The 22,113-nt window shown below is 67.6% G+C and carries 19 protein-coding genes; 5 read left to right on the top strand and 14 right to left on the bottom strand.

From position 1 onward, the window contains the following. The first annotated feature begins 133 nt into the window (after positions 1 to 133). Positions 134 to 1,579 (top strand): acetamidase/formamidase family protein, encoded by a 1,446-nt coding sequence (locus CRT23_RS18915; protein WP_103711072.1) that lies wholly within the window; start codon positions 134 to 136, stop codon positions 1,577 to 1,579. 19 nt (positions 1,580 to 1,598) lie between these two features. On the opposite strand, the gene CRT23_RS18910 is transcribed toward CRT23_RS18915, so the two are convergent. The 6 genes from CRT23_RS18910 to CRT23_RS18885 form a co-directional block, all read right to left on the bottom strand. Beyond that, positions 1,599 to 2,345 carry a class I SAM-dependent methyltransferase gene (locus CRT23_RS18910; RefSeq protein WP_103711070.1) on the bottom strand — a complete coding sequence of 249 codons (747 nt, stop codon included), beginning with the start codon at positions 2,343 to 2,345 and terminating at the stop codon, positions 1,599 to 1,601. 297 nt (positions 2,346 to 2,642) lie between these two features. Next, positions 2,643 to 2,972, bottom strand: a complete 330-nt coding sequence (locus CRT23_RS18905) for a hypothetical protein (RefSeq protein WP_055951067.1) — start codon at positions 2,970 to 2,972, stop codon at positions 2,643 to 2,645. A gap of 52 nt (positions 2,973 to 3,024) precedes the next feature. After that, positions 3,025 to 4,572, bottom strand: a complete 1,548-nt coding sequence (gene ppx, locus CRT23_RS18900; protein WP_103711068.1) for an exopolyphosphatase — start codon at positions 4,570 to 4,572, stop codon at positions 3,025 to 3,027. Between the two features lie 22 nt (positions 4,573 to 4,594). Then, positions 4,595 to 7,015, bottom strand: a complete 2,421-nt coding sequence (locus CRT23_RS18895; protein WP_103711066.1) for an RNA degradosome polyphosphate kinase — start codon at positions 7,013 to 7,015, stop codon at positions 4,595 to 4,597. Positions 7,016 to 7,140: 125 nt separating this feature from the next. Beyond that, a complete protein-coding gene (locus tag CRT23_RS18890) occupies positions 7,141 to 7,899 on the bottom strand; it encodes a hypothetical protein (protein WP_103711122.1) in 759 nt (252 codons plus the stop codon). 6 nt (positions 7,900 to 7,905) lie between these two features. Continuing rightward, complete coding sequence (locus CRT23_RS18885; protein ID WP_055951071.1) at positions 7,906 to 8,997, bottom strand: AI-2E family transporter; 1,092 nt, start codon at positions 8,995 to 8,997, stop codon at positions 7,906 to 7,908. A 253-nt stretch (positions 8,998 to 9,250) separates the two neighbouring features. Between CRT23_RS18885 and purM the strand changes: the two genes are divergently transcribed. Together purM and purN are read left to right on the top strand one after the other, a co-directional pair. Continuing rightward, positions 9,251 to 10,318, top strand: a complete 1,068-nt coding sequence (gene purM, locus CRT23_RS18880; protein ID WP_103711064.1) for a phosphoribosylformylglycinamidine cyclo-ligase — start codon at positions 9,251 to 9,253, stop codon at positions 10,316 to 10,318. After that, the gene (gene purN / locus CRT23_RS18875; RefSeq protein WP_103711062.1) at positions 10,318 to 10,998 is read left to right on the top strand and encodes a phosphoribosylglycinamide formyltransferase; all 681 of its coding nucleotides are present in this window, start codon (positions 10,318 to 10,320) and stop codon (positions 10,996 to 10,998) included. Before purM ends, purN begins: the two co-directional genes overlap by 1 nt. A gap of 22 nt (positions 10,999 to 11,020) precedes the next feature. Here the strand turns inward: purN and CRT23_RS18870 are convergent, their stop codons facing one another. The 4 genes from CRT23_RS18870 to CRT23_RS18855 all read right to left on the bottom strand — a co-directional run bounded on the left by CRT23_RS18870 (position 11,021) and on the right by CRT23_RS18855 (position 17,392). After that, a complete protein-coding gene (locus CRT23_RS18870; protein WP_055951076.1) occupies positions 11,021 to 11,965 on the bottom strand; it encodes an aspartate carbamoyltransferase catalytic subunit in 945 nt (314 codons plus the stop codon). A 71-nt stretch (positions 11,966 to 12,036) separates the two neighbouring features. Then, positions 12,037 to 15,021, bottom strand: coding sequence for a response regulator (locus tag CRT23_RS18865; RefSeq protein ID WP_103711060.1), 2,985 nt, complete (start codon positions 15,019 to 15,021; stop codon positions 12,037 to 12,039). A gap of 192 nt (positions 15,022 to 15,213) precedes the next feature. Further along, positions 15,214 to 15,984: a potassium channel family protein gene (locus tag CRT23_RS18860; protein ID WP_103711058.1), complete on the bottom strand. Its 771-nt coding sequence runs from the start codon at positions 15,982 to 15,984 to the stop codon at positions 15,214 to 15,216. A 31-nt stretch (positions 15,985 to 16,015) separates the two neighbouring features. Next, entirely contained in the window at positions 16,016 to 17,392 is a 1,377-nt protein-coding gene (locus CRT23_RS18855) for a pentapeptide repeat-containing protein (protein ID WP_103711056.1), read from the bottom strand. A gap of 113 nt (positions 17,393 to 17,505) precedes the next feature. Between CRT23_RS18855 and CRT23_RS18850 the strand changes: the two genes are divergently transcribed. Then, positions 17,506 to 18,549 carry an endonuclease/exonuclease/phosphatase family protein gene (locus CRT23_RS18850; protein ID WP_103711054.1) on the top strand — a complete coding sequence of 348 codons (1,044 nt, stop codon included), beginning with the start codon at positions 17,506 to 17,508 and terminating at the stop codon, positions 18,547 to 18,549. Between the two features lie 22 nt (positions 18,550 to 18,571). Here the strand turns inward: CRT23_RS18850 and CRT23_RS18845 are convergent, their stop codons facing one another. The 4 genes from CRT23_RS18845 to CRT23_RS18830 all read right to left on the bottom strand — a co-directional run bounded on the left by CRT23_RS18845 (position 18,572) and on the right by CRT23_RS18830 (position 21,488). Beyond that, complete coding sequence (locus CRT23_RS18845; protein WP_103711052.1) at positions 18,572 to 19,225, bottom strand: DUF1345 domain-containing protein; 654 nt, start codon at positions 19,223 to 19,225, stop codon at positions 18,572 to 18,574. Between the two features lie 52 nt (positions 19,226 to 19,277). Then, entirely contained in the window at positions 19,278 to 19,688 is a 411-nt protein-coding gene (locus tag CRT23_RS18840; protein WP_103711050.1) for a DUF393 domain-containing protein, read from the bottom strand. 101 nt (positions 19,689 to 19,789) lie between these two features. Beyond that, complete coding sequence (eno, locus tag CRT23_RS18835) at positions 19,790 to 21,079, bottom strand: phosphopyruvate hydratase (protein ID WP_103711048.1); 1,290 nt, start codon at positions 21,077 to 21,079, stop codon at positions 19,790 to 19,792. A 205-nt stretch (positions 21,080 to 21,284) separates the two neighbouring features. Continuing rightward, a complete protein-coding gene (locus CRT23_RS18830; protein ID WP_055951167.1) occupies positions 21,285 to 21,488 on the bottom strand; it encodes a hypothetical protein in 204 nt (67 codons plus the stop codon). A 132-nt stretch (positions 21,489 to 21,620) separates the two neighbouring features. On the opposite strand from CRT23_RS18830, the gene queF reads away from it, so the two are divergent. Beyond that, complete coding sequence (gene queF / locus CRT23_RS18825) at positions 21,621 to 22,085, top strand: preQ(1) synthase (RefSeq protein ID WP_103711046.1); 465 nt, start codon at positions 21,621 to 21,623, stop codon at positions 22,083 to 22,085. The last annotated feature ends 28 nt before the right edge of the window (positions 22,086 to 22,113 follow it).

The raw sequence follows: 22,113 nt of genomic DNA, 5'->3' as shown, positions 1-22,113 counted from the left end.
CGCAAACGAAGCCGTTCGCTCGAGGAACAAACGCAGGAGCGTCCGACTCGTTGCCGAAATGTCCCGGCCCCGGAAGCGTGGCCGCGGCTTTGCATGCAATATTCCTGCTGAATGGGTTAGGCGGGAGATCGCGATGTGCCAAGGTGACGATCCGGGTTGTAGCCACTTTACGGAGCATCGGCGGCGCCTGCTCGGCGACCTCGAACCGGAGCGGCGCGCCTTCCTGAAGAGCGGGTTCGTTGCCTCGGGTGGTGCTGCGGCTCTGATGGCCGGTGGCCTCACGTTGCCCGGTGCGGCCCTGGCCCAGACGAGCGCACAGCATGGTCCGAAGCGGACGGCGCATTACCACCTGCCGGCCACGGCCGAGACTGTGCATTGGGGCTATTTCAGCCGCAGCCTGAAACCGCAGGTCGAGATTGATCCCGGCGACTACGTCACCATCGAGACCCTGACGCACCACGCCAACGACGATGCCGAGCGCATGGTGACCGGCGATCCCGGCGCGGAGAGCGTCTTTCTGTGGACCAGGGAGAAGAAGGGCGTCGCTCGACGCGGGGCCGGGCCGGAGGACACCAAATTCGGACCCGGGGGCGGCCTCGGCGTGCATATCTGTACCGGCCCGGTGGCGATCCGCGGAGCCGAGCCCGGCGATGTCCTCGAGGTCCGCATCCTGGACGTGATGCCCCGCCCCTCGGCCAACCCCGCCTTCAAGGGCCGCACCTTCGGCAGCAATGCCGCCGCGAACTGGGGTTATCACTACAAGGACATGATCACCGGAGATCGGCCCCGCGAGGTCGTGACGATCTACGAGGTCGATGCCACCGGCGCGCGCGACTGGGCACAGGCGGTCTACAGCTTTCGCTGGCCGGGCGTGACGGACCCGTCCGGTGTCGACCACCCGACCATCGATTATCCAGGCCTGCCGGTGGATCACACCCGCACGAAGCGCAACTTCGATGTGCTCAAGGGCTTCCGCGTGCCGATCCGACCGCATTTCGGCACGATGGGCTTGGCACCCAAGGAAGCCGAGATGGTGAACTCGATTCCGCCGAGCTACACCGGTGGCAACATCGACAACTGGCGCATCGGCAAGGGCGCGACCCTCTACTATCCTGTCGCGGTGCCGGGTGCCCTTTTCTCGGTGGGCGACCCCCATGCGAGCCAGGGCGATTCCGAACTCTGCGGCACCGCCATCGAGTGCTCGCTCACCGGCACCTTCCAGTTCATCTTGCACAAGAAGGCGGATCTTCCCGGTACGGCTCTCGAGACCCTCGATTTCCCGATGATCGAGACGGCCGACGATTGGGTGCTCTCAGGCTTCAGCTGCCCGAACTATCTGGCCGATCTCGGGCCCGACGCACAGAACGCGATTTTCGCCAGATCTTCCATCGACCTCGCCATGCGGGATGCATTCCGCAAGATGCGTCAGTTCCTGATGCACGGACACGGACTGACCGAGGACGAAGCGATCTCCCTCATGTCCGTCGCGGTGGATTTCGGCATCACCCAGGTGGTGGATGGTAATTGGGGCGTCCACGCCATCGTGAAGAAATCGATCTTCCCAGTGCGCGTGACCTGATCCGCGGTTGGCACCCAGGTCAGACGCGGCCGGCGCGCAGCGATAAGGGCCAACGGATGGTCCTCCGCGCGTCGGGGGCGCCCCAGGTCGCGGCCAGGGTCTCCTGGAAGGCCAGGATCGGCGCCCGGCCCAGCGCGGTCTCCAGCGCCCGGGCCGCCGACCAAGTCTCCGTGTAGCCAATCAGGTCGGAGAGTCCCCAGGACTGCGTGATGGCAAGTTCCGGCATCGCGACGGCCGGGAAGGGGAACAGGAGCGTGCGATACCCATCCTCCACATGGCGGCGCTCGGGCGGCCAGTAGGGTCCCAGGGTTTCTCCGTAGAAGCGCTGCATCACGGCATCGATGGCCGCATCATCGATGTGCAGCACCCCGTAGGTGATGAGTGCCAGGATTGCCCCGGAACGCGCGACCCGCCGGACGTCAGCGTAGAGGGCAGGGAGTTCGAGCCAGTGGGCTGCCTGGGCAACCGTGACGAGGTCGACGCTCGCCGCCGGCAGATTGCTCTGCTCGGCAGGCGCTACGCTGTATACGACCCGGGCATGAGGCCTCGCATGGGCAATCTGCGCGGCACTCGCGTCGGTGGCGACGACGTGCTCGAACCGATCGGCGAGCAGGACCGAGAGTTGTCCGGTGCCGCAGGCGCAATCAAGGGCCAAAGCGCGCGCCGGCGCGGCATCCGCGAGCGCATCGACCAGGGCCCCCGGGTAGATCGGCCGGTGCGCCGCATACCCGGCCGCCTGGGTCGAAAAATGATCCTTGAAACGCATCGGCGCTGCCGAGCCCTTCCTGCTTGAGGGGCCGCTCCGATCCGCCCGGGGGCAGGTCCGAGTCGCGAGCGCCGCGTTTCGAAACCGAGAATCCTCGACGCGCGATCCGTGAACGCCTGCGGCTGCTCGCCTTCGCCAGGGAAGACCCAGCCGGACACATCGTGCGAAGCGGCACCACGACTATCGCTGCGGCCCCGCATTGATGCTCTTTAGGCGACCTAATCCCAAGCCTGGACTCGACACCCGGACCGGCGTCTCGGAGAGGTCGCCCCGAGTTGCCGACCTCGGTCGCGCACGTCAGCAGCTCAGACGACGACCTTCACGGCGACCGAACACGCGATAATGCGCGGCGCCGGATTCCATTTGGCCGCGATTGACGGCTCGCCGGACATCGGGATTGCAGCGCAGGTACTCGCCCTCATCGAAGCCGTAGTCCCGCCGGCCATAACCGCGGCCGCGATCCCGGAAATCGCCGTCGCGATCGCGATAGCCGTCGTCCCGGCCCCGATATCCCTCGTCGCGGCCGCGATAGCCGTCCTCGTATCCACGGTAGGGCTGGGCCAGAACAGGGCTTATCGAGCCGAGGACCGTCAGCCCCAGAACCGCTGCTGCACAGAGTGACTTCATGTCCGTAAATCTCCTTGCCGGACGCGGAAAACGGTTCCGCTTGCGTTTTGGTTCAATCCGCCTCGACGATCCGGCCTTCGAGTCCGAACAGGCGACCGAGCCCGCGCACCCGGTTGAGGATCCGATCGCCGGGGAGTGAGCCCAGGTCCGCCGGAAGGCTCAGTGTCACTCGACCCCCCTCAATGGTGACGGGAATCCGTCCGAGGGCGCCCGCCATGCCGGCCGAGAGCGGAAAGGCGAGGCGCAGCAGAGCGCCGAGGAGACGGGCGCGCTCGAACAGGCGGGGGCCCGCGAGGTTGCGCAGCATCGGGCTCGCCTTTTCGGGGGCGATTCCCTCGTGGCGGAAGTAGATGGCCAGCGCCAGATAGGCCCGGCCCGGATGATCGATCCCGACGAAGGCTGCATGCGTGATGACGTTGACGCTCTGCTCGCCGCGGTAATCCGGGTGCGCCCGCCAGCCGATATCGGACAGGAGGCAGGCCGCGTGGCGCAGGCGACGTTCGTCGGCGGTCTCGGGCTGATCGAGGCTGGCGATGAAGCGGTCGCTCCAGGTGATGAGATCCTCTGCATGGCCCGGCGAGCGAGCACGCAGAGTGTTCAATTCGGCCGCCGCCGCCAGCAGCGGGTCGGCAAGGCGAGCATGACGGTCGAGTTGCTCGTAGAGCAGGCCCTCGCGCACGCCGCTGGCCGAGATCGCAAGCTCGCGCGGGCGTCCGATCCGGATGATTTCCTCCAGCACCACCGCGCCGTAGGCGAGGAGCGGACGGCGCGCCTCGGACACGCTCTCGACATCCTGCAGCAGGGCCGCGTCGGTGCGCTCCACCACCTCGAGGAAGTTCAACTCGTCCGAGGGCTCGACGCTGTAACCGTGCATGACGTGAAGCGGATAGCCCCGGGCCGACTGATGCAGCCGCGCCAGGGCTCGCCAGGTGCCGCCCACCGCGTAAAAGCTGCGCCCGCGCAGGGTCTCCAGCTGCGGCGCAGCCTTCTTCAGGTTCTCGCGGACGATCTTGAGGGCCTTCTTGACCGAGCCGCCCGAGAGATCCTGGAGGGCGAGGCCGCCGAGCGGCATCGTCACGCCCATCCCGACCGTGGCCCCACGTACATCCACCAGTTCCAGGGACCCCCCGCCGAGGTCGCCCACGACGCCGTCGGGTGCGTGGAAGCCCGAGATGACGCCCAGCGCCGAGAGTTCGGCCTCGCGCCGGCCGGAGAGCAGTTCGATGCGCTGTCCGCAGGCGGCTTCCGCCGCAGCCAGAAATTCCTGGCCGTTCTCGGCGTCGCGTGCGGCAGCGGTGGCCAGCACGAAGGTGCGCGACACGCGCATGGTCTCGCAAAGCACGCGGAAACGCGCGAGCGCTACGAGCGCCCGGCGCACCGCCTCCTCGTTCAGGCGGCCCGTGGACAGCACGTTGCGACCGAGGCCGCACAGCACCTTCTCGTTATAGAGCGGGGTGGGCGCCCGGGTCAGGCCGTCATAGGCGACGAGCCGCACCGAGTTCGAACCGATGTCGATGATCGCCACCGGCTCGATGTGGTCCCCGGCCCCAGACAAGGGGAGGCCCTGGATGGGCGCGGGGCGGGCTGGGTCGAGGCCCATGCGGGCTCCTCTGGACGGTCCGTCAGCCACGCTGCGCGCGTCGGCTCAGGGCGCGCGGGCTCGACTTCTTCGACGACTTGCCGCGCCCGGAGAGGCTTGGATTCGTCATGAAATACTTGTGCGCATTGAAGGGCTCCTCCCCTTCGGCAGGTTGGATCCGTTCGCTGGCACCCGACGCCAGTACACGCCAGCTTTGGCGGTTGTCGAGGAGATTGGCCAGCATGATCTGATCCAGCACCTGCTGATGCACCGTTGGATTGGTGATCGGCAGGAGCGCCTCGACCCGGCGATCGAGATTCCGGCTCATCAGGTCGGCTGACGAGATGTAGACGACAGCCTTGGGGTGGGGCAGCCCAACGCCGTTGCCGAAGCAGTAGATGCGCCCGTGCTCAAGGAAGCGCCCGACGATCGACTTGACGCGGATCGTCTCCGACAGCCCCGGGATTCCGGGTCGGAGGCAGCAGATGCCGCGGACCACGCAGTCGATCTGCACGCCGGCCTGGGAGGCGTCGTAGAGCGCGTCGATGATCTGCTGGTCGACCAGCGAGTTGCACTTGATCCAGATCGCGGCCGGCCGTCCGGCCTTGGCGTGAGCCACCTCCGCCTCGATGTTCTCCAAGAGGCGCGGTTTCAGAGTCAGCGGCGAGACCGACATCCGCTCCAGCTCGGCGGGCTCCGCGTAGCCGGTGATAAAGTTGAAGATCCGGCTGACATCCCGCGCCACGGCGGGATCGGCCGTAAAGAAGGAGAGGTCGGTGTAAATGCGCGCGGTGATCGGGTGATAGTTGCCGGTGCCCACGTGGCAGTAGGTGACGAGGCGGTCGCCCTCGCGTCGGACCACCATGGACAGCTTGGCATGGGTCTTCAGCTCGATGAAGCCGAACACCACCTGCGCGCCGGCCTTCTCCAGGTTGCGCGCCCAGCGGATGTTGGCTTCCTCGTCGAAGCGGGCCTTCAGCTCGACCAGCGCCGTCACTGACTTGCCGAGCTCGGCGGCTTCCGCCAGCGCCGCGACAATCGGGGAGTTCGAGGAGGTGCGATAAAGCGTTTGCTTGATCGCCACCACGTTGGGGTCGCGGGCAGCCTGAGCGAGGAACTGTACCACCGCGTCGAAGGATTCGTAGGGGTGGTGGACGATGAAGTCCTTTTGTCGGATCGCCGCAAAGACATCGCCGCCGCTCTCGCGGATGCGCTCGGGGAAGCGGGGGTTGTAGGACTTGAATTTCAGGTCCGGCCGGTCGATGCCCACGATTTGCGACAGCTCGTTCAGGGCCAGCATCCCCTCCACGAAGATCACCGCGTCGCTGCCGATCTCGAGTTCGTCGGCCACGAAGGCACGCAGGTCCTCGGGCATCCCGGCCTCGACCTCCAGCCGGATGACGACGCCGCGGCGGCGCTGCTTGAGGGCCGTCTCGAAATGCAGGACGAGGTCCTCGGCCTCCTCCTCGATTTCGAGATCCGAGTCGCGGATGACGCGAAACGCGCCCTGTCCGCGCAAGGCGTATCCCGGGAAGAGCCGCCCGGTGAACAGCACGATGACCTGCTCGATGGCGATGAAGCGGGCGGTCGAATCGTTCTCGGCATCCGGCAGGCGCACGAAGCGGTCGAGCACCGCCGGCAGGCGGATCAGCGCGCGCAGGGTGCGACCGTCTCGGGGGCGCACCAGCATCAGCGCGATGGTCGAGCCGAGATTCGGAATGAACGGAAACGGGTGCGCCGGATCGATGGCGAGCGGCGTCAGGACCGGGAAGACATGGTTGAGGAAGTAGTCTTCCAGCCACGCCTTGTGATCCTGGGTCAGGCCGGCGGGCTCCATGAGTTCGATGCCGACGCCGAGGAGTTCACCGCGCAATTCGCGCCAGCGCGCCTGCTGATCGAGGGCGAGCCGCGAGACCTCGGTCCCTACGCGCGTCAGCTGTTCGGCCGGGGTCAGGCCGTCCTGCGAGGGTAGAACGAGACCGGCACGGACCTGATCGTGCAGGCCAGCGACGCGCACCATGAAGAATTCGTCGAGGTTGTTCGCCGAGATCGACAGGAAACGGACCTGCTCCAGGAGAGGGTGGTTGGCGTTCGAGGCCTCCTCCAGCACCCGACGGTTGAACTGAAGCCAGGACAGCTCGCGGTTGACGAAGCGCTCAGGGGAGTGGCGCAGGGCGAGCCCCGCCTCCCGCACGGAATCGCGCGCCTCCGCGCCGAGGGGGGCCTCGGCGGGCGGAGGCGGCAGCTCTCCCGGGGGCGGCAGGTCGAGATCGGCATCAGGCAGGGCATCGGAGACGGGTTCCCTGGCATCCGGAAACACATCCCGCACCGTCTTCCCCGGCTGGGGTTTCGAGGCCACCGCTGCGGGCTGCCCGACTCGCCGGGCGGCGGGCCGGGCGGCCCGCGTACGGCCCTCGGTGGCACGCGGGGGTCCGGCATCCGCTGCCGTCGCGTCCGAGTCCATGTCCGCCAAGAGTTCGTCTCCTACAGGTCTTCGAGGGTCGGCGTCGTAGCACGGGGCCGGCCGGCGTTTGTGACGGTTGCATGACGATCTTTGGCACGATCGTCCGTCGTATCGGCATGCCGTCCTCAGCGCGGGGCATGATCCGCGGGATCCGCCTCGTCCTCGTCTTCCGGTTCCCCGGCGCCGAAACCGAGGCGCTCCAGCACCGCCAGTGCCAGGGGTTTGGTGATACGTCGGCCCCGGCTCAAGGCATCCCGGTCCAGGGCGGTGACCACCTCTCGGGCGCGCCCGAGGGAGCGGTCGATTCGAAGCGCCAGAGCCTCAACGATCGCGAGATCCACCACGAGTTGTCGGTCGACGAACAGCTTGACGAGGACCGCGCGCAACAGGGCGTCGTCCGGGGGCAGGATGGTGGCGCCGGGGGCGAGGCGCAGGCGGGAACGCAGGTCCGCCGTCGTCAGGCCAAGCCCATCCACTGAGGTGGCGGAGGTGACGAGGACTGGGCAGGCGCGCTCGCGTGCGAGGTTGAGGAGGTGGAACAGGGCCGCCTCGTCGCGGGGAGTGCCCCCGTCTGCGCCGATCCGGTCGATGTCCTCGATCACCAGGGCGCCGTTGGAGAGGAAGTGCGGCACCGTTGCTGCGGTAATCTCGGAAGCCCGGGCCGTCCAGGCATGGGAACGAGTCGCCCAGATCGAGGCGAGGTGACTCTTGCCGCTGCCCGGTGGTCCGGTGAGCAGGCACACCGTGTCGGGCCAATTCGGCCACGCCTCGATCAGCGTGTAGGCGGCCTCGTTGGCCGGTCCCACGAGGAAGTCCTCGCGGCCATAGCGCGGGTCGGCCGGCAGGTCGAAGGCCAGCTGCTTCGGGGGAACGGTGTCGCGGATTGCCATTCAGGGTTCGGGCTTTGACAGGAGCGCGGGTGCGTCCGCGTAGTAGAGCGGACTTCGGAGGTAGCGCTCCAGGACGAAGCGGACCAGCACGCCGATGGACGCCGCCACTGGAACGGCCAGCAACAGCCCGAGGAAGCCGAACAGCGAGCCGAAGGCGAGGAGCGCAAACATGAGCCAGACCGGGTGAAGGCCGACCGATTCGCCCACGAGCTTGGGTGAGATGATGTTGCCTTCGAGGAATTGTCCGACCACGAACACCCCGATGGTGAGGCCGATATGCAGCCAGTCGGAACCCGGCCAGAACTGGGCAAGGGCAACGCCGACCGAGAGCAGGAAGCCGGTCAGCGTCCCAACATAGGGGATGAAGGTGAGGAAGCCCGCGATGAGGCCGATGAGGACACCGAAATTCAATCCGACGAGGAACAATCCGACGGCGTAGAAGGTGCCGAGAATGAGGCAGACCAGGGTCTGCCCGCGGACGAACCCCGTCACTGCCCCGTCGATCTCACGCCCGAGGCGCCGTACGACCGGCCGATGCCGGGGCGGTACCCAGCCATCGAGGGTCCCGATCATCCGGTCCCAATCGACGAGAAGGTAGAATGCCACCACGGGCGTGACGACGAGGAGCGACGCAATGGAGATCAGCGCCTGGCTGCCCGACCACAAGGACTTCAGGAAAGTCAGGAACCAGGTGCCGCCCTGCCCCACCAGGGTGCCGACCTGCGACTGCAGGTCGGTGAGCACGTCGGCGCCACCCACCCGCTGCAGCAGCGGGCCCGCCCGCTCGGCGAGGATCCCCTGCAGTCGCGAGACCATGCCGGGCAGGGTCGCCACGAGGGCGGAGACCTGGTTGGCGGCGAGCGGCACCACGAGCAGCAAGACCACCACGAGCCCAACCACGAAGACCGCGAGAATCAGGAGCGAGGCCGAGAGCCGCCCGAGCCCGAGGCGCTCGAGCCGGTCCGCGATCGGGTCGAGGAGATAGGCCAGCGCGAGGCCCGCCACGAAGGGCAGCATGACGTCGGCAAGCAGATAGAGCAGGAGGGCGAAGCCCACGAGGGCCATCAGCCCGATCATCGCCCTGCCGCGCATCGGCCGTTCCCCGCCCCAATCGTCGTGTGCGCGACGTCGCCGTTCACGGATCAACAGTGGGAACGCGAGGGACCGCGGTCAAGGCTGCGAGGCGCATGCCGACGTTTCGCGCGCCCCGCTGGCGGAGCCCAGGCCGGGGACCTCGCTGCGAATACCCGCTAACCCACGAGGGGCGACCTGCAAGGACGGACTCGCGAAGGCGCGCGGGAGCGGTTAGAGGTCGCGGAACACGGACCTTCGGAGAGCGGCGCGGATGACCGGCGAGCCCAGACACGGAATGACCTACGCGGAAGCGGGCGTCGACATCGATGCCGGCAACGCCATGGTCGAGACGATCAAGCCGCTGGTGCGCGCCACCCGCCGACCGGGGGCCGATGCCGAGATCGGCGGGTTCGGCGGCCTGTTCGATCTGAAGGCCGCGGGTTTTAAGGATCCGATCCTGGTGGCGGCCAATGACGGCGTCGGCACCAAGGTCAAGATCGCCATCGAGACGAACCGGCACGACACCATCGGCATCGATCTCGTGGCCATGTGCGTCAACGACATCATCGTGCAGGGCGCCGAGCCGTTGTTCTTCCTCGACTATTTCGCCACCGCCAAGCTGGTGCCAGGCGTGGGCGCTGACATCGTGCGAGGCATCGCGGCCGGGTGTCGGCTCGCCGGCTGTGCGCTCATCGGTGGCGAGACTGCCGAGATGCCGGGCCTCTACGACGGATCCGACTACGATCTGGCCGGTTTCAGCGTCGGGGCGGCCGAGCGTGGGACCCTGCTGCCACGCGGCAACATCGTGCCCGGCGACGTCGTCCTTGGCCTGCCGTCCTCGGGGGTCCACTCCAACGGCTTCTCGCTGGTGCGCCGCATCGTCGAGAAGAGCAGCCTGTCCTACGACGATCCTGCGCCCTTCGAGCCTGCCCGGACCCTCGGCGAAGCCCTGCTGGAGCCGACCCAGATCTACGTCAAGCCGTTGCTGGCAGCCCTGCGTACCACCGATGGGATCAAGGCGCTCGCCCACATCACCGGCGGCGGTTTCCCTGACAACCTGCCTCGGGTGCTGCCCAACGGCGTCGGCATCCGCATCGACCTCGACGCGATCATCCCGCCACCGGTCTTCGGCTGGCTGTCGGACGTCGGCGCGGTCGCCGAATCCGAGATGCTGCGCACCTTCAACTGCGGCATCGGCATGGTCGTGGTGGTGGCGCCCGAGAGCGTGAGCGCGGTGTCGAAGGCCCTCGACCTCGGGGGCGCATCCCCGGTCCGCCTCGGCCGCATCACCCCGCGCGGGACCGAGCCCGTGACCTTCGAAGGCCGGCTCGCCTTCTGATGGCGGCCCTACCAACATCGTCGTCTTCGGTTGGCCGCAAGGCCCGCGTCGCGATTCTCATCTCGGGGCGCGGCTCGAACATGGCGTCGCTGATCGCTGCGGCCGAGGCGCCGGATTACCCCGCCGAGATCGTGCTGGTGGCATCCAATCGCCCCGAAGCGCCTGGCCTGACCTACGCGTCCGAGCGTGGAATTCCGACTCGTGCCGTCGATCACAAGGCCTACCCGAGCCGAGAGGCTTTCGATGCCGCGCTGCACGCCGAATTGGAGGCGGCCGGCATCAACCTCGTGTGTCTCGCCGGCTTCATGCGGATCTTCACCGCCGGGTTCGTCGAGACCTGGGCCGGGCGGATGATCAACATCCATCCCTCCCTGCTGCCGCTGTTCAAGGGTGTGCACACCCACGAACAGGCGCTCGCCGCCGGGGTGCGGCTGCATGGCTGCACCGTGCACTACGTCGTGCCCGAACTCGATGCCGGCCCGATCATCGCGCAGGGTGCCGTGCCCGTCCGGCCCGGCGACGATGCCGCCGCCCTCGCCGCCCGCATCCTGGTGCAGGAGCACCGGCTTTATCCGCAGGCCTTGGCCCTCGTCGCGGGCGGCCAAGCCCGCCTCGATGGCGCGCGGGTGGTCTTCTCTGAAGAAGTGCTGGGAGCGGAGGGGGCGCTACTCAGCCTGTAGGCGGCCAGACGCTGCAGTCGTCTCACGCGTTCGGCAGATGCGTCGCCAGGGCTTCCAGCACCGCCATGCGCACGGCCACGCCCATCTCGACCTGCTCGCGGATCAGCGACTGCGCCCCGTCGGCGATCTCCGAGGAGATCTCGACGCCGCGGTTCATCGGACCCGGATGCATCACCAGGGCGTCGGAGGCCGCCAGCCGCAGCTTGTCGGCATCGAGCCCGAAATAGCGGAAGTACTCCTTCACGGAGGGCACGAAGGAGCCGTTCATGCGCTCACGCTGCAGGCGCAGCATCATGACGATGTCGCAGCCCTCCAGACCCTTGCGCATGTCGGTGAAGACCTCGACCCCGAAGCGCTCGATGCCGGTGGGCAGCAGGGTCGAGGGGCCGATCACCCGGACCCGGGCACCGAGAGCCTGGAGCAGGATGAGGTTCGAACGGGCCACGCGGCTGTGCAGGACGTCGCCGCAGATCGCGACCCGCAGGCCTTCGATCCGGCCCTTGTTGCGCCGGATGGTCAGCGCGTCGAGGAGCGCCTGCGTGGGGTGCTCGTGGGCGCCATCGCCGGCATTGACCACGGCGCAGTCGACCTTGCGGGCCAGGAGGTGCACGGCGCCTGCCGCGTGGTGGCGCACCACGATGATGTCGGGGCGCATGGCGTTGAGGGTGGCAGCGGTGTCGATGAGGGTCTCGCCCTTCTTCACCGAGGACGAGGCGACCGACATGTTCATCACATCGGCTCCGAGGCGCTTACCGGCGAGCTCGAAGGAGCTCTGCGTCCGCGTCGAGGGCTCGAAGAACAGGTTGATCTGGGTGCGACCGCGCAGGGTTGTGCGCTTCTTCTCGACCTGACGCGAGAGCGCGACGGCATCCTCCGCTCGATCAAGCAGGATTTCGATGTCGGGTCGGGAGAGCCCCTCGATCCCGAGCAGGTGCCGGTGGGGGAAACTGGGAGGCGCGGCTGTCATGCTGGGTCCAGGGCTATAGGCTGCCCTGCAGGGGCCGGCAAGCGCGCGGCGCGCCTGCCGGCCCGGCGCCGTCAGACCCCGGGGGCCACCAGCGGCCGCAGGGATTTTGCCAGATCCGTGAGGCTCAGTCCGCCCTTCTGCAGGACCCGATCGGCACGCCCCGCGAGCCGCCTGCGGTCATCGGCCGTGATGTCCTTGGCGGTGAGGACGACGACAGGGATATCACGCCACTCGGCTCGCTCGCGCAGGGCTCTCAGGAAGCCGAAACCGTCCATCTCCGGCATCATCAGGTCGAGGAGGATGAGGCAGGGCTTCTTGGCGGCCGTCGCCTCCAGGCCGGCCACGCCGTTCTCGGCGGAGGCTACACGCCAACCCTCGCGCGTCAGCATCGCGGACAGTCGCTCGCGGGCATCCGGATCGTCGTCGATGATCAGCACTGGGCCCTTGTGTTCTGAGGGCTTGAATCGCTCCATGGCCGACTTGAGCTGGCCCCACTCGATCGGCTTCTGCAGGTAGTCGGTGGCGCCCAGCGAGAAGGCGAGGTTCTGCTCGTCGAGAACCGTCACCATGATGATCGGCGTCGCTCCAAGATCCGGGTCGGCCCGCAAGGTGCGCAGCACCGACCAGCCATCCATACGCGGCATGGTGACATCGAGGAGAATGACCCGGGGCTTGAGCTCGCGCGCCCGCTCGAGACCCTCGCGCCCGTCACGCGCCGTGGCCACGGCGAAGCCGTCGCGTTCCAGGAAGCGCGCGAGGAGGTCGCGCGTTGCCGAGTCGTCGTCGATGATCAGGACATGGTCGCCTGCGATCGGTCGTGCCTCCCCGGTCCGGTGCAGGGCATCATGGTCGTGATGAGTCGCCTCGACCGGGTTCGGAGGCACGTAGGTCGCGGGCACCGCCAGGGTGAAGGTCGTTCCAGCGCCCTCCTCGCTCTCCACCTCGATGCGGCCACCCAGCATCTCGGCGAAGGCGCGGGTGATGGCGAGGCCGAGGCCGGTGCCGCCGAACCGGCGGGTGGTCGAGGCGTCGGCTTGGGTGAAGCGCTGGAACAGCTTGGCCTGCTGCTCCGGATTCATGCCGATACCGGTGTCCGTCACGCGGAAGACGAGCCAGTCGGCCCCCTCGCGTGCCGTGCGGTTGACCGCCAGGGTGATGCGCCCGGCTTCCGTGAACTTCGCCGCATTGCTCAGGAGATTGATGAGGCACTGGCGCAGTTTGGTCTGGTCGGTCTGCGCCTCGCCGAGGTGGTCCGCAATCTCGAGGGCGAGGCTGTTGCCCTTCTTGTCGACCAGCGATTCCACGGTGGCGGCGACGTCGCGCACAGTCTCGGCCACCGGGAAGGCCTCGGCATAGATCTCCATGCGCTCGGCCTCGATCTTCGAGAGGTCGAGGACATCGTTGATGAGGCCCAGCAGGTGGCGGGCGTTCGCCTCGATCTTGCGCATGTCGGCGAGGAGCCCCTCCTCGCCGAGATCCTCGATCTCTTCCTGCAGCATCTCGGAATAGCCGATCACCGCCGAGAGCGGGGTCCGCAACTCGTGGCTCATGTTGGCCAGGAACTGGCTCTTGGCGCGGTTGGCTTCCTCAGCCGCCTCCTTGGCGGCCTCCAGAGCGAGTTCCGCTTCCTTGCGAGCGGTGACGTCGGAATGGGTGCCGACCCATTCGCGGATGCTGCCGTTCTCTTCCAGGATCGGGACGGCGCGGGCCGACATGATCCGCCACACCCCATCCTGGCGGCGGACGCGGTGCTCGATCTCGTAGGGCGAGAGGGTTTCCAGGGCCTGGAGCCAGGCCGCGTTGGTGCGTTCGCGGTCGTCGGGATGAATCGAGCCCAACCAGCCGGCTCCAGAGGCCTCCTGGGGCGTCTGACCTGTGAAGCGGGTCCATTCGGAGGGGGTAACCTCGAAGCCGCCCTCGGGGTTGGTCGTCCAGACAATGGCGGTGGTGGCTTCGGTGAGGGAGCGGAAGCGCTCCTCGCTGTGGCGCATGCGCTCCTCGGAGAGCTTGCGAAGGGTCTCGTCGGAGACCACGAGGCCGACGCCGTCGGCTTGGACGCCGCCGGCGCGCGCCGAGCCAGTCCGTCCGCGCAGGGGATAGAAGCTCATCTGGAAGTGACGCACCCCGCGTGGTGCGCTCGGGGTCGGCACCGCCACGTCGACGTTGGTGGTCACCAGGCCCTCGTCGCGGGCGGCCTTGAGCTTCGGAATGAGCTGCTCCTGCAGCGTCGGCACGTTCGCCCAGATGGGCGCACCGAGATCGGCGCCGAAGCCGCGCTCGTTCATGGTGGCGAGCGCCCGGTTCATGTGCTGGATCGTCAGGTCACGGTCGAGGAAGCCGAGGCCGACGGGTGCGTTGGCAAAGACGCCGTCGAGGAGAGCGGCCGTGCGCTGCTCGTCGCGACGGCGCACCAGGGCAAGGCGCCCGAGCAAGCCAACCGCACCCAGGGCCGCGGCGATCGACACCAGCAGCAGCACGAGCGAGAGCACCCGGTCCCGCTCCTCGCTGGTGGCAAGGACGGCGTTGGCGTGGTTTTGAACACCTTTGGCGGCCGCCCGCACCCCGTCCATGGTGCGCTTGCCCTCGCCCATGCGCGCAAGCGAGACGGCCGCGTCGTAGCCCTGGGTCCGGCGCAGGTCGATGACGTGGGCGGCGTAGCTCCGCTTCGCCTCCACGAATCGGCGCAGGTTGCGCATGTGCTCGGGCGCCTGGGCATCGGTCTGCTTCGTCAGGGCTTCGATGGTGTCGAGCTGCCCGTCGATGGTGTTCTGGGCGGCCTGATAAGGCTCGAGGTAGGGGGCCTCACCGAACAGCACGAAGCCGCGCATGCCGGTCTCGAGCTCGACCATGTTCGACAGCAGGCGTTCGCTCTCGCTGAGGATCGCGTGCTGGCGCGCCGCTTCGCTGCGGCTGGCCTCGCCGGCCAGGTAGTTTCCGATGCCGGCCGCTATCGCGATGCCGATGAGCACCAGAGCGAGAGGAGAACTTGGCAGGCCCGCGAGGACGCGGGGCTTGCGCCAACCACGATCGGGACGCTTCGGGTAGTCGCTGGTCATGCGATGCGGTTCACGGGGTTGACGCCCGGGCGGGCGGGAGGAGGGGCCGACGTGGGCACGGCGGTGAAGGGGTTCCGCACCGGCTCCAGTACGACGGGATCGGAGGAGCATGATCACGGCTCCGACGCTCGCAAACGCGCCGGCACCATTTCCGTTCATACTGGAACTCGCCGCGCCGCGTGCGATGTGCGCTCAATCAGCACCTTCGTCCGGGATGGCGAGACGCGTGCCGCAGGCCTTGCAGTGGACCGCGTCGCTGTCGTGGCGCTGCAGGCCGCAGGCCGGGCAGGGAAATCGCACCTTGGGGGGGCGGAAGAGCACCTGTGCGAGACGCAGAAACAGCGTCACGCCGAAGATCATGACGGCGACCGAGATCAGGCGCCCGGTCGGCCCCGGGAGGGTGATGTCGCCGTAACCGGTGGTCGTGAGCGACGTCACCGTGAAATAAAGCGCATCGATGGCATTGCCGATCGCCGGATTGCTGCCGTGCTGCGTGGCGTAGACGATCCCGGTCATCACGAAGACGAAGACCGCGAGGTTGGTGGCGGCCAGGATCGCATCCTCGTTGGCGCGAAAGACCGTGCTGTCGGCGCGGAGGCGATCGAGGAGCTGATAGGTGCGCAGGAGGCGGAGGGTCCGGAGAATGCGCAGAAAGCCGACCCCCTCCCCCACGACCGGCGCGAGGAACGACACCACCGCGGCGATGTCGGCCCAGGTGGAGAGGTGCAGGAATTCCTGCGCCCGGTTCCGGCTGATGGCGAGGCGCGCCAGGAAGTCGAGGAGGACAACGAGGCCGAGGACGACGTCGATTCCCTCGATCCAGGGGGAGCGCGGCAGGAATGAGGTCACCACGACGTAGGCGACGGTGGCCACGTCGAACACGAGGAGGCCGTAGCGGAAGCGATGCGCCCCGTCGGTATCTCCTTCGTAGAGTCCGGCGAGGCGTGCGGCGAGCGAGGTCATGGCGGGAGAACGGTCGATCGGGGTTGGTCGATCAGCGCCGCAGCCGATTGCCGAGAACGAAGCCGAACAGGCCCATCAGGATGATGCCAGCCGCGCCTTCGATGCCCACCAAGAGATTGGTGACGCGGCCGACCGGCTTCACGCCGATCTCGGGAGGATTGGCGGTCATCATGTTGAGGGCGCTGTAGCTCACCAGATCGAGGGGGTTGTAGGTCGCCCGTCCGTCGCCCCCTTCCGGGATCAGGCCGCCGGTCAAGCCATAGAGAACCGCGAAGACGAAGATCAGAATGACGAAGGCGCGGGCGATGCGCGACAGGCTCTCGCCATAGTCGCAGAGCCACTCCACGAAGCGATCCGCAACCCATTGATAGCCGTGGCGGGCAAGGTCCGGGCCCACGCGTTTCTCCCAGGCCGTCCGGGCCTGGGCCCCCGCGTGGAACCGGCCCATCCGGCGGCCGCGCTTATAGGCCCAGCTCGCCGCATCCTGGCTGCCGATGCTCTTGAAGTTCTGTTCCAGGGCGAGGTAGCTCGCCTGCGCGGCGACGTAGTCCCGGGCGATCTCCTCGCCCACCGCGCCGCCGAGTTGGTCCACCTGCATTCGGGTGCCGTTGAGCCAAGCTCCGGCGAAGCGCGCATGGCGCAAGTCGCAGGTGGAAAGATTGAGCCGCACCAGGCTGGTCTCGGACAGGTCAGCCCCGGACAGATCAGCCCCATCGAGCTTCACCCCGGTGAGATTGGCGCCTCGCAGGCGTGACCCGCTCAGCTGGGTCTTCTTCAGGCTGGCGCCCTCGAAATCCGCGTAGGTGAGATTGACGCCCACGAGCTTGACCTCGTCCAGGCGAGCGCCGCGGAAATGCGTGTAGTCGGCATCCGCATCGGTGAAGTCGGCGCCCCAGAGGTCTGCACCATCGAAATTGGCGCCGTCGAGAAGTGCCCGGCGGAGCTTGGCGAAGCGCATCGCAGCCCCCCCGAAATGGGCATCCTCCAACATGGCGTCGTCGAAGTTGGCCTCGCCGCCGGCAATGCCCGTGAAGCGGGCGCCGCTGAGATCGGCGCCGGCGAAGTTCGCTTCCTCCACCGTGGCACCGGCGAAGCGCGCGGAGCGTCCGAGGGCTCCCGCGAGATTGGCTCCCGCAAGGTTGGCGCCGGTGAGATCCGTGTCCTCCAGGTGCGCGTCGGTGAGGTCCGCTCCCGCGAGGGCAAAACCCGCCTGCTTCGGGTCCCACCAAGCCGGTGGTTCCAGCGCCTCGCCGAGCCGGGCCGCCAGGGCTTCCCGCCCCAGGGGCAGGCCGCCGAAGTCGCGGGCTTCACCATCGAAAAAGCCAGTGAAGGCTGCGGAGTCGAGGCGGGCGAGGAGCACGTCGACCCGCGCGCGCGCTGCGGCGGTCGCCTCTGCGTCAGGCTCCATGTCCAGCCTCCCGGCAGGTCATGCTGGCACCATTCCGAACCTGGGACGTTCCGCAACGCTTGGCCACGACGTGCCGGCGTCGGCGCGAGAGGTGAAGTGTGGCGGGGACATGGATGGCACTCGGCCTGAAGGCCTTCGGCGTGCTTCTGGTGGCAGCGACGCTGCTGCCGTTCGTTCCCAGCAATTCCGGCTTCATCCGCACCTTCGATTTCCCGCGACTGCAGATTGCGGCCCTGATCGTGCCGGTGATCCTGAGCCTGCTGCTCGTCGCCCACGATGCCGCGGGGCTGACGCTCGCCGCGGGCCTCGTGGCAGCCCTAGCCTACCAGCTGTTCTGCATCTACCCGTTCACGCGTCTGGTCTCGCCGCAGGCCGTGGCCGCGGAGAACGGCGCCTGCCGCTCTACGTCCGGCGTATCGATCATGATCGCCAACGTGCTCCAGTCCAATCGTGCCTACGCGCCGATCCTCGATCTCATCGCCGCGCAGGATCCCGACCTGCTGCTGCTGGTCGAGACAGATGTGGCCTGGGCGCAGGCGCTCGAGCCCCTCAGGGCCCGTTATCCCCATGTGCTGGCCCAGCCTCAGGCCAACACCTACGGGCTGATGTTCTATTCGAAGCTCCCCCTGACCGAGCCGCAGGTGCGCTTCCTCCTGGAGGACGACGTCCCCTCCGTCCGCACGGGCGTGACCCTGCGCACCGGCGAGACCTTCACGTTCTTCGGCGTGCATCCGCGCCCGCCTCACCCCGGCCAGAGCAGCGCCGCGCGCGATGCCGAGCTCGTCCTGGTGGCCCGCGAGGTGAAGGCGGAGGGGCGCCCCGCGGTGGTGGCGGGCGATCTCAACGACGTCGCCTGGTCCAAGACCAACGACCTCTTCCAGCGGATCAGCGGACTCCTCGATCCGCGTATCGGACGCGGTCTCTATCCGACCTTCAACGCGAAATGGCCGCTGCTGCGCTGGCCTCTGGATCATATCTTCTTCAGCGACGACTTCCTGCTCGGCCGGATCGAGCGCCTGAGCCATATTCAATCCGACCATTTCCCAATCCTGATCAGCCTGTGCCGCAGCGATCGGGCTCCGCACCTGCAGGAGGCACCGGAGGCTACGGTGGACGATCACGCGGACGCCCGGGAAGCCCTGGAGGCCGCGCCCTGATGTTTCGTCGCCGCCGGCGCGCTCAATGCTGGGCGACCCCCGCCGCCATGTTGATCGCAAGTGCCAGGACGCTGGTGTTGAAGAAGTAGGCGTAGATTGTCTGCACCGTCGCGATGCGGCGCATCGCCTTGCTGGTGATGTCGGTGTCCGAGGTCTGGGACGTCGCCCCGATGGTGGCGGAGAAGTAGAAGAAGTCCCAGAAATCCGGGTTCTCGTCGCCGTTGAAGTCGAGTCCACCGCGGGAGGTGTCGGTATCGGCGCCGTAGTAGAGGTGCGCGTAATGCACCGTGAACACGACCTGCACGAAGAGCCAGGCACAGATCATCGTGGCGGCCGCGAGGGCAAGGTGGGTCAGGCGATAGGCTTCGCTGCCGTTTCCTCCGAGAACCAGCATGGCTACGGCGCCGAAGCTTGCCGCCGCCGCCAGGATCGCGAAGAGCGTGACGGTGAAGGCACTGTCATCGAGGCGCGAGGCCTCGGCTCGAAGGGAAGCCTGCGACTGACGCACGGCCTTGCCGACGATGAGCCCGCAATAGACGAGAACCCCGAGGCACCAACCGATGAGAAGCCGGACCGACAGGTCGGCGAAGGGCAGGATGAGGGCGAGCACCAGGGTGAGCCCGACGCTGACGAGGAGGCGCGGCCGAAGCCAGAAAGCCTGGATGGGATTGAGCATGCGCCGCCTCGAAGGAGTGAGCTCCGTCCCTGCTCCTGCGCCCGCGCGTGCCCTATCCGCAAGCCTTGTCGCAGCGTGGTCCACCGCTCCGAACGCGCCGGGCGATCCAGGGCCGCAATGGCAGAAAGAGGCGGTAGGCGACTTCGCCGAGGCCGAGCACGCCCGGCAGGCGAGCGAGCCGCGCGAGGAGGCGCCAGCGCGGCAGGACGGCCCAGAGCGCAGCGAATCCGGCGACCCCTGAGACCAGCGTGCCATCGGGGCGCCGGACGTGGAAGCGCGCCCGGGCCGCACCCCGCGTGAGGCCCGGTCCGAGCTCCGCAGGGCCTTCGGGCCCCACATCGACCCAAGCGATGCGCTCGGCCCCCTCGGAGCGCCGGTACAGCCGGATCTCCGCGGCACAGAGAGGACAGGCGCCGTCGTAATAGACGGTCAGCGCGGCGCGCGCGGTCTGGAAAGTCGACATAGACAAGACATAGGGCGCACCCGTAACGAAACACGGCCGCGAATCGCTTCGCGGCCGTGTCGGAGTCACTCAGAGGCGCTTAAAGGCGCGCTTGCCAGGCTTCAGCGGCGTGCGAGCGCCTTCAGGGCGTTGCGGCCAGCATAGAGCGCCTGTGAGCCGAGGCCCTCCTCGATGCGGATCAGCTGGTTGTACTTGGCCAACCGATCCGAGCGGGCGAGCGAGCCGGTCTTGATCTGTCCGCAGTTTGTCGCGACCGCGAGGTCGGCGATAGTCGAATCCTCGGTCTCGCCGGAACGGTGCGACATCACGGCGGTGTAGCCGGCGCGCTGGGCCATATCGACGGCCGCCAGCGTCTCAGTCAGCGACCCGATCTGGTTGACCTTTACGAGGATCGAATTGCCGGTCTGCTGGGCGATGCCCCGCGACAGGCGCGTCACGTTGGTCACGAACAGGTCGTCACCCACCAACTGGCAGCGATCGCCGACCCGGTCGGTGAGCAGCTTCCAGCCCTCCCAGTCGTCCTCGGACATGCCGTCCTCGATCGACAGGATCGGGTAGGCATCGACGAGGCCAGCGAGGTAGGCGACCTGCGCCTCGATATCGCGGGTCTGACCCTCACCCTCATAATGGTAGGCGCCGTCCTTGAAGAACTCCGTGGCGGCGCAGTCCAGGGCCAGGACCATGTCGGTGCCGGGCTTGAAGCCAGCGGCCTGGATCGATTGCATCACGAAGTCGAGAGCGGCCTCGGCTGAGGGCAGGTTCGGGGCAAAGCCGCCCTCGTCGCCGACGTTGGTGTTGTGGCCGGCCTTCTTCAGGGCGCCCTTCAGGGTGTGGAACACCTCGGCGCCCATGCGCACGGCCTCGGCGAGCGAGGACGCGCCCACCGGCATGATCATGAATTCCTGGAAATCGATCGGGTTGTCGGCATGCGCCCCGCCGTTGATGATGTTCATCATCGGCACGGGGAGTACCCGGCCCTGCGTTCCGCCGATGTAGCGATAGAGCGGCAGGCCGGCAGTCTCGGCAGCGGCCTTGGCGACCGCGAGCGAGACGCCAAGAATCGCGTTGGCGCCGAGGCGACTCTTGTTCTGGGTACCGTCGAGCTCGATCATCGCCTCGTCGATGGCGATCTGGTCCTCTGCATCCATGCCGCCGATCGCGTCGAGGATGTCGGATTGCACGGCATTGACTGCCTTGCGCACGCCCTTGCCGCCGTAGCGACCCTTGTCGCCGTCGCGAAGTTCCATCGCCTCGTGCGCACCGGTGGACGCGCCAGAGGGCACGGCTGCGCGGCCGAAGGAGCCGTCTTCGAGCAGCACGTCGACTTCGATGGTCGGGTTGCCTCGGCTGTCGAGGATCTCACGGGCGGCGATGTTGGTGATCGCGGTCATGCAGGCGCCTTCCGGACGTTTCGGCTTGTCGAGGCCTCAATCGTGTGAGGCCGGGTCCCTCCTGGAGGCAGCCATGAAGCCACCTTGGGGATGGGGTGATCCCGCCGAGGCTTATCCGCCAACGCCTCGCGTCCGGCAAGCGCCCTCAGTAACCGGTCGCCTTCAGGCCGACAGATTCTCTGAACCTAGTCCAGGCCGGATCGCGTCAGCGGTCTCCAGCGCCCGACAGCAGCAGTTCAATCTGGGCCATCCCGTTCTCGCGCGCCTTGGCCTCAGTGGGATGATTGCGGTCGGAACGCTGAATCAGCTTTCCCTTCCGGCGAATCGCCCACTGGTATGGACTGCCCGGCGCCTTGGGCGGCTGGATCTCCAGGGTGTAGGGGTAGGTAGCCGTGTTATCGTCGCTCATACCCCCCATATGGCACGCGGACCCCGCGCCTGCCACTCGCCGGGGGCACATGGCTGGCGAAATGGTTGGATTTCGTCATAAAGCCTGATGCCTGCGACGCGGTTCGCTCCCCGTCTTCGGAAGATTTTGCCCATGACGCTATCGCCTTCAGGCGCCGAGAGCCTGCAACTTGGCCAGATGACCCCCCTGCCGGGCAGCCCGGACGAGGCCCGCCTCGACCGGGTGCCGAACCCCCATCCGGGCACCGACTATCTTGCCCGCTTCACCGTGCCGGAATTCACCTCACTCTGCCCAGTCACCGGCCAGCCGGATTTCGCAATCCTGGTGATCGACTACGTGCCGGATCAGTGGCTCGTCGAATCGAAGTCGCTCAAGCTCTATCTCACGGCCTTCCGCAATCATGGAGCTTTCCATGAAGATTGCACGGTGGGTATCGGCCTGCGCCTCACCGAACTGCTGGGGCCCCGTTACCTGCGCATCGGCGGCTTCTGGTACCCACGCGGAGGCATTCCCATCGACGTGTTCTGGCAGACGGGCGAGCCGCCGAAATCCGTGTGGCTTCCGGATCCCGGCGTGCCACCCTACCGGGCTCGCTGAGATCCGCTCCCCTTGAGGGCGGCCTCGG

This window comes from Methylobacterium sp. V23, assembly GCF_002917135.1.
Classification (GTDB): Bacteria; Pseudomonadota; Alphaproteobacteria; order Rhizobiales; family Beijerinckiaceae; genus Methylobacterium.
The sequence above is the reverse complement of the archived record's forward strand: the minus strand, read 5'-3'. Positions and strand labels throughout refer to the sequence as shown.

Coding starts and splice junctions, on each gene's coding strand:
- CRT23_RS18895 (WP_103711066.1), bottom strand. CDS start 7,015: ATGGACTCGGACGCGACGGCAGCGGATGCCGGACCCCCGCGTGCCACC.
- CRT23_RS18885 (WP_055951071.1), bottom strand. CDS start 8,997: ATGCGCGGCAGGGCGATGATCGGGCTGATGGCCCTCGTGGGCTTCGCC.
- CRT23_RS18870 (WP_055951076.1), bottom strand. CDS start 11,965: ATGACAGCCGCGCCTCCCAGTTTCCCCCACCGGCACCTGCTCGGGATC.
- CRT23_RS18860 (WP_103711058.1), bottom strand. CDS start 15,984: ATGACCTCGCTCGCCGCACGCCTCGCCGGACTCTACGAAGGAGATACC.
- CRT23_RS18855 (WP_103711056.1), bottom strand. CDS start 17,392: ATGGAGCCTGACGCAGAGGCGACCGCCGCAGCGCGCGCGCGGGTCGAC.
- CRT23_RS18865 (WP_103711060.1), bottom strand. CDS start 15,021: ATGACCAGCGACTACCCGAAGCGTCCCGATCGTGGTTGGCGCAAGCCC.
- CRT23_RS18840 (WP_103711050.1), bottom strand. CDS start 19,688: ATGTCGACTTTCCAGACCGCGCGCGCCGCGCTGACCGTCTATTACGAC.
- ppx (WP_103711068.1), bottom strand. CDS start 4,572: ATGGGCCTCGACCCAGCCCGCCCCGCGCCCATCCAGGGCCTCCCCTTG.
- purN (WP_103711062.1), top strand. CDS start 10,318: ATGGCGGCCCTACCAACATCGTCGTCTTCGGTTGGCCGCAAGGCCCGC.
- CRT23_RS18910 (WP_103711070.1), bottom strand. CDS start 2,345: ATGCGTTTCAAGGATCATTTTTCGACCCAGGCGGCCGGGTATGCGGCG.
- CRT23_RS18905 (WP_055951067.1), bottom strand. CDS start 2,972: ATGAAGTCACTCTGTGCAGCAGCGGTTCTGGGGCTGACGGTCCTCGGC.
- CRT23_RS18850 (WP_103711054.1), top strand. CDS start 17,506: ATGGCACTCGGCCTGAAGGCCTTCGGCGTGCTTCTGGTGGCAGCGACG.
- CRT23_RS18915 (WP_103711072.1), top strand. CDS start 134: ATGTGCCAAGGTGACGATCCGGGTTGTAGCCACTTTACGGAGCATCGG.
- queF (WP_103711046.1), top strand. CDS start 21,621: ATGACGCTATCGCCTTCAGGCGCCGAGAGCCTGCAACTTGGCCAGATG.
- CRT23_RS18830 (WP_055951167.1), bottom strand. CDS start 21,488: ATGAGCGACGATAACACGGCTACCTACCCCTACACCCTGGAGATCCAG.
- eno (WP_103711048.1), bottom strand. CDS start 21,079: ATGACCGCGATCACCAACATCGCCGCCCGTGAGATCCTCGACAGCCGA.
- CRT23_RS18845 (WP_103711052.1), bottom strand. CDS start 19,225: ATGCTCAATCCCATCCAGGCTTTCTGGCTTCGGCCGCGCCTCCTCGTC.
- purM (WP_103711064.1), top strand. CDS start 9,251: ATGACCGGCGAGCCCAGACACGGAATGACCTACGCGGAAGCGGGCGTC.